Raw genomic sequence first — 9072 nt, forward strand, 5'->3', positions numbered from 1 at the left:
AGATGCGCCCGCTCATAGCGCAACAGCAGCGAACGGCCAGCCCCGTTATCCAGCCGCTGAATCCGGTCGGAAAGATCCCGATGCACCGTCAGACGATTGCCATACGCATCGCTGACAGCCGTCAGACGCCCAGCCCGAAAGTGATAAAACCGCGCCGCGTCCCCCGCCAGCGCAACAATCAACTCCTCCGGCTCATCCCCCAAAAAGATCGCCGCCCGCGACAAACTGTTGTGGATCGCCGGCCGCTCAACGCTCGGCAACGGAAACCGCGTCCGCCGGTTCTCGTGATCCACCCAGACCACCGAAGCGCCATCAACCTCCAGCCGATGCGCCAGCGAGTGACTCCAGCCAAACCCCAGCCCGACATCGATCTCGGCCGCGCTGGTGCGGTACAACCGGCTGAACTCGAACGGCAACAGCCCGTCGAGCACGCCGTCAGTCAGGGTCAGCAATTCCTCACCAGTGACCATCGACACCGGACACCCATTGGTACAGGTCAGCGGCGCACAATCGGCACTATCACCGTTGGGATTTTTCGCCTGATCCGAAGCATCATCCCGAGGCTCATGCCGCTCCATTCGCGTCATGCCTTGGGACTTGTCACGGACAACGGCAGCTGGATTAGGCACCGTCAGCACCAGCGCATCCACTGTGTGAATCTCCAGCGGAATGGCCGGTGTCGGCCGCAACGGTGCCTGCCGCGCATTGACCATCAACGGTTTCAAAGCGCTCGCATGCCGGGTCAGGTCAGGCGCCGAGGTCACCGCTGCCAGCCGCAACGCCGAAGCCGCCAGCCATTCCCGCGCACGCGGCGACTTGATCTTGCCCAGTACCTTGGTGCTCAACCGCAGCGGCACACCCATGCCACCTGACACACACATCAGCAGAAAACTGACCAGCAGCTCGGCCCGAACCTCAGCCACTACCTCGGCGAGATACTGCGGCGGCAACATCTTCAGCCAACTGGTAAAGGCCGCCAGATAAATGAACAGCAACGGCTCATCGCCGAGCATCAGCAGGCCATTGGCAATGGCTTCGCTGGACGCCTCGAGCAAGGCATCCAGTTCAGCGCTGGACAGGTACTGCAGAAGCTTTTCGCTGTTGGCCTGCAAATCGGCGAGCAGGGCAAACAGCTGCTTCACGTCATCCCAGACGCCATTCAGCGCGGATTCGAAGCCGTGCCAGTCACCCTCTTGCAGTTGGCCGAAACGCTCCAGGAAGCCGGCACTGGAAAACTCGGTCCATTGCGGGTGGAGCTCGGTCCATTCCGCACGCAGCCATTTCTCCAGACCATCGATCAAGCCCTGGTAGGAGGCATACAAGGCTTTAACGTGGTCGGTGGAAACATCGGGAAAGAAGGTGATGCGATAACGCTGGCCCCGGTCGCAATCGTCGACCTTGAGAATGCCGCTGGGGCCGATGGTGTAACGCAGTGGATCGCCGAAACCCAAAACACCGTCGACATCGGAAATGACCGGTTCAAGGATCACCGGCGTGTCGCCGATCGGCACAAACCGCGCGGCTTCGAACATGTGCACCAGCGTCAGGGAGCCGGTAGCGGAACACATGGCGACAGAGGAACTGATGGGTTTGCGGCTGGCGACCGGCGCACTGAGCCGGACATCGTTGCCGACCTGGAACACTTGCTCGACACCCAGCGCGGTGCCCGTCCAGAACTGCTCGGCCCAGGCGTCATAGTTGTTGAGACAGAGGCGAAACTCCTTAAACAGCTTTTCGACGTCGGGCTGATCAGGGTTCAGCGCAGCGACCACCAGCAAACCAATGCTGTTGTTCAGTTTCAGGAGTTGGTCAGATGGAAGCATTCGCAGTCACTCGCGCGCATCAGGGGAATGGCGCGAAACTTTGCGGGGGATCAAACAGGAAAGAAGTCAGCCGAGTAGGCGATGTCTGTAGGGCGATTCTCTAAATGTGCGGGAGGGCGTTCGGCGGACAACCGACATTGCCCGTTGCTCAACCTTGGCCGCGCTCGTTATGCTGCTGAACCCTTTAATCAGATCCAAGCAGCGGCGCTACCCGCGCCGCCCGGGATGTCTTTGATAACGGATCCGATGATGAATGCACCGCTGAAGGCGTTCGGCCCGATCAAGGCCGTGATTTTCGATATGGACGGTTTGCTGCTGGACACCGAGGGCATCTACACCGAGGTCACCTCGCTGATTGCCGAGCGTTACGGCCGCACTTTCGACTGGAGCATCAAGCAGAACATCATCGGCCGTGGCGCCGGCGATCTGGCGCGTTATGTGGTTGAAGCGCTGGACCTGCCGATCACTGCCGAAGAATTTCTGGTGATCCGCGAGCCGCTGATGCGCGAGCGTTTTCCCACTGCGCAAGCGATGCCGGGCGCCGAGGAACTGATCCGCCACCTCAAGGCGCACAACATTCCGATTGCGGTCGGCACCAGTTCGTCCCGTCAGTCGTTCGGTCAGAAAACCACGTTGCACCGCGACTGGTTCGCGTTGTTCGACTTCATCGTCACGGCTGATGATCCTGAAGTTGGCGCAGCCAAACCAGCGCCGGATATTTTCCTCACCGCCGCTCGCCGTCTCGGTGTGGCGCCGGAAGATTGCCTGGTGTTCGAAGACTCGCCATTTGGTGTGACGGCGGCGAAAGCGGCCGGCATGACCGCCATCGCCATTCCCGATGCCGCCATGGCCGATGAAAAATATGCACACGCCGACGGGATTCTTCGTACGTTGAAAGCGTTCACGCCGAGTGCATGCGGATTGCCGGCGCTCGACTGGGCCTGATCAAATTGCGAACAAAAAAACGCCGCCCCTCTATTAAGGAGGGGCGGCGTTTTTCGTTATCGACTATCCGATCAATCAGGCGCCGAAACCACCGTCGATGGTCAGGCTGGCACCAGTGATGTAACCGGCCTCGGGGCTGGCGAGGTAGGCAACGAAGCTGGCGATTTCCTCGGCTTTACCGTAACGACCCACCGCCATCAGCGGGATCAGGCTGTCGGCGAACTCGCCATGAGCCGGATTCATATCGGTGTCGACCGGGCCGGGCTGCACGTTGTTGATGGTGATGCCGCGTGGGCCGAGGTCGCGGGCCAGGCCTTTGGTCAGGCCGACCAGTGCGGATTTGCTCATCGCATACACGCCGCCTCCGGCGAAGGGCATGCGGTCGGCGTTGGTGCTGCCGATGTTGATGATGCGCGAGCCTTCACCCATGTGTTTGGCGGCTTCCTGGCTGGCGATGAACACGCTGCGCACGTTGATTGCCAGGGTCTGGTCGAAGTCTTCCAGTTTGAAGTCTTCCAGCGGCGCGACGGCCAGCACGCCGGCGTTGTTGACCAGAATGTCGAGGCGGCCAAAGGTTTCGACAGTGGCGCTTACGGCGTGGCGAATGGCGCCGGCGTCGGCGCTGTCAGCCTTGATCGCCAGGGCTTTGCCGCCGGTGGCGGTGATGCTGTTTTGCAGTTCTTCAGCCTTGGCGGCCGAGCTGACGTAGGTAAAGGCAACCGCGGCGCCTTCAGCGGCCAGGCGTTTGACGATGGCGGCACCGATGCCGCGAGAGCCGCCTTGAATCAGAGCGACTTTACCGCTGAGGTGTTGAGTGGTCATGTTCGATCTCCAGAAGTTTCAAGGCAGGCTGCCTTGGTGTGGTGTCGAGTATCTGCCCCTCGCCAATAGGCGGGTAGACCGTGGTTGCTATAGTCTGTGTAAACCAAAAGTTTAGAGTGGCGGCCATGGAAACCTTCAGCAGTATCGAATGCTTCGTGCGTAGCGCCGAAGTCGGCAGCTTTGCCGAGGCTGCGCGACGCCTGAGCCTGACACCGGCCGCCGTGGGTAAGAGTGTGGCGAAACTGGAAGCGCGCCTCGGCGTGAGGCTGTTCCAGCGTAGCACCCGAAGATTGACCCTGACGGAAGCGGGGCAACTGTTTCTGAGTGAGGTCAGCGGCAGTCTCACCACCATCCAGAATGCGGTGAACAATCTGGCCAGCGCCGGTGGCCAACCGGCCGGTACGCTGAAAGTCAGCATGGGCACGGTGTTCGGCCGCTTGTACATCGTGCCGTTGCTGGGGGAATTCCTGACAAGGTTTCCGGCGATCAACCCGGACTGGCACTTCGATAACCGCCAGGTCGATCTGATCGGCCAGGGTTTCGATGCAGCGATTGGCGGTGGTTTCGAGCTGCCCCTGGGCGTGGTGGCGCGCAGGCTGACGCCGGCGCATCGGGTGTTGGTGGCTTCTGCGGATTATCTGGATCGGTACGCGCCGATCAGCGAGCCGGACGACCTCAAGCTGCACGACGGCATCCTGATCCGCTCACCACAGACCGGTCGCGTGCGCTCCTGGCAGTTGACGCATCGCACCCGGCAACACAGCCCGCTGACGCTCAAGGCACGAATGACCATGAGCGATTCAGAAGCCGCCTGCGCCACGGCGGCGCAGGGGTTGGGGATTGCACTGGTGAGCATGCCGTTCGCGGTCGGCTACCTTGAGGCGGGGACTTTGCAGCGAGTCCTTCCCGACTGGTACGTCGACGACGGCAACATCTCCATCTATTACGCCGAACACAAACTGCTGCCGGGCAAGACTCGAGCGTTCGTCGATTTTGTCATCGAGCAGTTTTCAGCCCTGGGCCTCGCCGAACGTTTCAACGCGCAAAACGTGCTGGCCAGCCGATGATGGTTTTCGGCCGTGGCGTTGCGTAAGTCCGCACCTTGGACGTCGACAGGCCCAGTCGCACCAGCGATTCAGCGATGGTCACAGCGGCGGTGACGCCATCGATCACCGGCACTCCGGTGCGCTGACGGATCTTCTCGTCGAGCCCGGCCATGCCGCCGCAACCGAGGCAGATCACTTCGGCTTTATCCTGAGTCACCGCCAGTTCCGCCTGATGCACGATGGCTTCCAGAGCGCGCTGCGGTTCATGTTCCAGTTCCAGAACCGCCAGACCACTGGCGCGCACCGAGGCGCAGCGATCCCAAAGACCGGAGAGTTTCAGCCGATCCTCGATCAACGGCACGGTGCGATCCAGCGTGGTAACCACCGAATAGGCGTGGCCGAGGAACATCGCGGTGCTGGCCGCCGCATCGGTGATGTCCACCACTGGCACGTTGAGCAACTCCTGCAAACCTTCACGACCGTGTTCGCCGTAACCGGCCTGGATTACTGCGTCGAACGGTTGGTCGTAGGACATCACCCGGTCCATCACGGCGATGGCGGCCAGATAACTTTCGAAATTGCCCTCGACGGAATCGGCGCCAAAGTGCGGCGTCAGGCCGACAATCTCGGTGCCGGGGGAGGCGACGGCCTGCGCCGAGCGGGCGATGGCCTGGGTGATGGATTCGGTGGTGTTGACGTTGACCACGAGAATTCGCATGGGAAGTCCTTATTACGGTTGGTTCTGCGGCCCCGCGAAGGGCCGCCAAAAGATTCAGTGGCTGACGTTGTCGACGGCGATGGCTTCACCGTCGACATCGGCGTAGTGCGGCTGGCGTTTGGCGATGATCAGGTAGAGCATCCCGGCAATGCCGGCGCCGATCAGCCAGGAGAAGGGCGAAACGCTGTGGAAGCCCGGCACCAGCGCCAGAACGATCGCGATCAGCGCGGCCGGAATGAACGCCGCCACCGCCCGCAGATTGACCCCGCGGCTGTAGTAATACGCGCCGTTCGGGTTTTCGCTGTACAGCTGCGGCACGTGGATCCGGCCTTTGCGGATCAGCCAGTAGTCGACCATGATCACGCCGTACAACGGGCCGAGCAGGGCGCCGAGGCCGGACAGGAAGTACACGATCACCAGCGGGCTGTTGTAGAGGTTCCACGGCAGGATCAGCACCGCAATCGTTGCGCTGATCAGCCCGGCGCGGCGGAAGGTCAGGTATTTCGGCGCCAGGTTGCTGAGTACGAAGGCCGGGGCGACGAAGTTGGCCATGATGTTCACCGCCACGGTGACGATCAGGAACGCCAGGCAACCGAGCACCAGAAAGAACGTGTTGGGGATCGAGGCGATGATCTCGGTCGGGCTTTCGATGATCCGGTTGTTGATCTGAAATTGCGCACCGCACAGCAGGACGGTGATCCCGGCGAACACCAGAATATTGACCGGCAGGCCCCAGAAGTTTCCGATCTTGATCGTCTTGCGGCACGGTGAAGAGCGGGCGAAATCGCAGAAATTGAGGATTAGCGTGCCGTAGATCGCCAGCCACAAGGCGCCGCCGGCAAAGATGTTGCGCCACATCTCGCCGCCGGTCAGCGGTTCGCGGATTGACCAGGCGATGGTCGCGTTGGCCTGGGTGTACATCCACGCGGCGAGGCAGGCGACGGTCAGTAGAATCACCGGCCCGGCGAAGGCTTCGTAGCGGCGGACCATTTCCATGCCGTAGGCGAGGATCGCCAGTTGCACGAACCAGATCGCCACGAAACACACCCAGCCCAGGCTCGACAGGCCGAGGATCGAGTTGTGATCGTAGTCGGCGAAACCGGGATGGATCGCCGTGAGCAGCACGCGAAACACCACCGACGCCAGGTACGTCTGAATCCCGAACCAGGCGATGGCGATCACCGCCCGGATCAATGCAGGAATCTGTGCCCCGTGAATGCCGAAACTGATCCGGCTGATCACCGGAAACGGCACGCCGGTTTTCTGCCCCATGTAACCGGACAGGTTCATGAAGAAATACACCAGTGCCGCGCCGATCCCCAGCGACAGCAGAATCTGCCAGCCACCCAGGCCCAGGGCGTACAGACCGATCGCAAACGAGTAGTTGGCGATGTTGTGCACATCGTTGGTCCACAGGGCAAAGATGCTGTACTTGCCCCAGCGCCGTCCTTCGACCTTGGTCGGCGCGAGATCGCTGTTGTGCAGACGCGGGCTCAGTTGCAACGGTTCGGCGATGCCATCATCGGGCACGCTGTGGTCGAGGGGTGAAGAGGCGGGCAGATTCAGCGCGATGTTGTTATTGGAGAGACTCGTACGCATTCCGGCAGGCTCCTGATGTTCGGGCCACGATGACTGTGCATGAGCGTTCGGGCTCGGCAGATCTTCGTCGGGGCGGTGAAAACATCACTGGTTACGGGGCATCTGCAGCCTGTACGGGATAGGGCGCTTCAGGCTTGCGGATCGAAAGTGTGGGTTCATGTTTTGCGGTTTTGTATACAAAACATGTATGCACTAAAGCCAGATCTGTGCCAGCCGCCGATCTATGAAAACCACCGCTGATTTCGAAAAGTTATTGAGGCGCGCCAAGTCATTGAATTACTGGCGATATAAATTGACCGTTCGAACAGGTATTTATTTTTCGGGAGGGATTTTGGCGGACGCCGGGAGGGAGTGTTTTTGGAGCTTGATGTAACTTTTCAGGGCGCAGAAACAGAAAGTGCACACATAAATGGCACCGATGGTGACATTCGTGTGTACACATTTTTCAAGGTAGGTAGCGAACACTGTGGGAGCTGACTTGCTCCCACGGGGCATCAGGGGTTATGCCTTGCTGATGATATTCCCGGCATGCAACCCGCATTCTTTCTGGGTCGCTTCTTCCCACCACCAGCGGCCTTCGCGTTCGTGCTGGTTCGGCAGGACAGGGCGGGTGCAGGGTTCGCAGCCGATGCTGATGAAACCGCGCTCATGCAGGCTGTTGTACGGCAGCTCCAGCATGCGGATGTAGCCCCATATTTCCTCGCTGGTCATCTGCGCCAGCGGGTTGAACTTGTACAGGGTGCGCTCCGGGGTGGAGAACGCTGTATCGATTTCCATCACCGCCACGGCGCTGCGGGTGCCTGGGCTCTGGTCGCGGCGCTGGCCGGTGGCCCAGGCTTTGACGCCGGACAGCTTGCGGCGCAGCGGCTCGATCTTGCGGATCCCGCAGCATTCGCCGTGACCGTCCTTGTAGAAGCTGAACAGGCCTTTTTCCTTCACGAACGGTTCAAGTTTCGTGTAATCCGGCGAGACCAGTTCGATGTCGATCTTGTAGTGCTCGCGCACCTGGTCGATGAAGCGGTAGGTTTCCGGATGCAGACGACCGGTGTCGAGACTGAACACCTTGACGTTCTTGTTCAGCTTCCAGGCCATGTCCACCAGCACCACATCCTCGGCGCCGCTGAAAGATATCCACAGGTCATCGCCGAACTCGGCGAACGCGAGTTTGAGGATGTCCTGCGCGGATTTGTTGGCATAGGTCGTGGCGAGTTCCACGACGTCGAACGTTGGGCTCATCAGGGCGGCTTCCTACAGGTCGGTGGCGCTGGGCGCTCTATATGGCGGCGATGTTAACAAAAAGCAACGCCCGCCGGGGCAGCCTCTGCGTTGCGCGCTCCAGGTCGAGCCGCTAGAGTTCGGGCTCGCTCGACTCAATAAACATTACAAACGGGAGTGTCTTGTGGAAATCGCCTGTCTTGATCTTGAAGGGGTGCTGGTGCCGGAAATCTGGATCGCCTTCGCCGAAAAAACCGGAATCGAATCGCTCAAGGCCACCACCCGGGACATTCCCGACTACGACGTGCTGATGAAACAGCGCCTGCGCATCCTCGACGAGCATGGCTTGAAGCTTTCGGACATCCAGGAAGTGATCGCCACCCTCAAGCCGCTGGACGGCGCGGTGGAGTTCGTCAACTGGCTGCGCGAGCGGTTTCAGGTGGTGATTCTGTCGGACACGTTCTACGAGTTTTCCCAGCCGCTGATGCGTCAGCTGGGCTTTCCGACCTTGCTTTGCCATCGACTGATTACCGATGACACCGGGCGGGTGACCAGTTACCAGTTGCGTCAGAAAGATCCGAAACGTCAGTCGGTCCTGGCCTTCAAGAGCCTGTATTACCGGGTGATTGCGGCGGGGGATTCCTACAACGACACCAGCATGCTGGGCGAAGCGGATGCGGGGATTCTGTTCCATGCGCCGGATAACGTGATCCGCGAGTTTCCGCAGTTTCCGGCGGTGCATACGTTTGCAGAGTTGAAGCAGGAGTTTCTCAAAGCCTCGAACCGCGACCTGTCCCTGTAATCACCTGATGATCGTTCCCACGCTCTGCGTGGGAATGCAGCCCGGGACGCTCTGCGTCCCAAGATCGGACGCGGAGCGTCCATTGAGGCATTCCCACGCGGA

Annotated in this window: 8 protein-coding genes; 3 read left to right on the top strand and 5 right to left on the bottom strand. The window is 60.5% G+C overall.

Going from position 1 to position 9072, the window contains the following annotated elements; translation table 11 throughout:
- Window positions 1-1823 (bottom strand): DUF6531 domain-containing protein (locus PMI24_RS27860; RefSeq protein ID WP_007960111.1); only part of this gene is annotated, 1823 nt, incomplete at its 3' end.
- A 249-nt stretch (window positions 1824-2072) separates the two neighbouring features.
- On the opposite strand from PMI24_RS27860, the gene PMI24_RS27865 reads away from it, so the two are divergent.
- Window positions 2073-2768, top strand: a complete 696-nt coding sequence (locus PMI24_RS27865) for an HAD-IA family hydrolase (protein ID WP_007960113.1) — start codon at window positions 2073-2075, stop codon at window positions 2766-2768.
- Window positions 2769-2843: 75 nt separating this feature from the next.
- On the opposite strand, the gene PMI24_RS27870 is transcribed toward PMI24_RS27865, so the two are convergent.
- Complete coding sequence (locus PMI24_RS27870; RefSeq protein WP_007960121.1) at window positions 2844-3590, bottom strand: 3-oxoacyl-ACP reductase family protein; 747 nt, start codon at window positions 3588-3590, stop codon at window positions 2844-2846.
- A gap of 125 nt (window positions 3591-3715) precedes the next feature.
- Here PMI24_RS27870 and PMI24_RS27875 point away from each other — a divergent pair, with 125 nt between their 5' ends.
- The gene (locus tag PMI24_RS27875; protein ID WP_007960125.1) at window positions 3716-4657 is read left to right on the top strand and encodes a LysR family transcriptional regulator; all 942 of its coding nucleotides are present in this window, start codon (window positions 3716-3718) and stop codon (window positions 4655-4657) included.
- On the opposite strand, the gene PMI24_RS27880 is transcribed toward PMI24_RS27875, so the two are convergent.
- The 3 genes from PMI24_RS27880 to PMI24_RS27890 all read right to left on the bottom strand — a co-directional run bounded on the left by PMI24_RS27880 (window position 4626) and on the right by PMI24_RS27890 (window position 8189).
- Window positions 4626-5354, bottom strand: coding sequence for an aspartate/glutamate racemase family protein (locus PMI24_RS27880; protein WP_007960127.1), 729 nt, complete (start codon window positions 5352-5354; stop codon window positions 4626-4628). The genes PMI24_RS27875 and PMI24_RS27880 overlap by 32 nt on opposite strands.
- A 54-nt stretch (window positions 5355-5408) precedes the next feature.
- Window positions 5409-6953, bottom strand: coding sequence for an NCS1 family nucleobase:cation symporter-1 (locus tag PMI24_RS27885; RefSeq protein ID WP_007960129.1), 1545 nt, complete (start codon window positions 6951-6953; stop codon window positions 5409-5411).
- Window positions 6954-7454: 501 nt separating this feature from the next.
- A complete protein-coding gene (locus PMI24_RS27890) occupies window positions 7455-8189 on the bottom strand; it encodes a phosphoadenylyl-sulfate reductase (protein WP_007960132.1) in 735 nt (244 codons plus the stop codon).
- A 163-nt stretch (window positions 8190-8352) separates the two neighbouring features.
- Between PMI24_RS27890 and thrH the strand changes: the two genes are divergently transcribed.
- The gene (gene thrH / locus PMI24_RS27895; protein WP_007960139.1) at window positions 8353-8970 is read left to right on the top strand and encodes a bifunctional phosphoserine phosphatase/homoserine phosphotransferase ThrH; all 618 of its coding nucleotides are present in this window, start codon (window positions 8353-8355) and stop codon (window positions 8968-8970) included.
- Window positions 8971-9072: the final 102 nt, after the last annotated feature.

The organism is Pseudomonas sp. GM25, assembly GCF_000282255.1.
GTDB classification, from domain to species: domain Bacteria; phylum Pseudomonadota; class Gammaproteobacteria; order Pseudomonadales; family Pseudomonadaceae; genus Aquipseudomonas; species Aquipseudomonas aphyarum.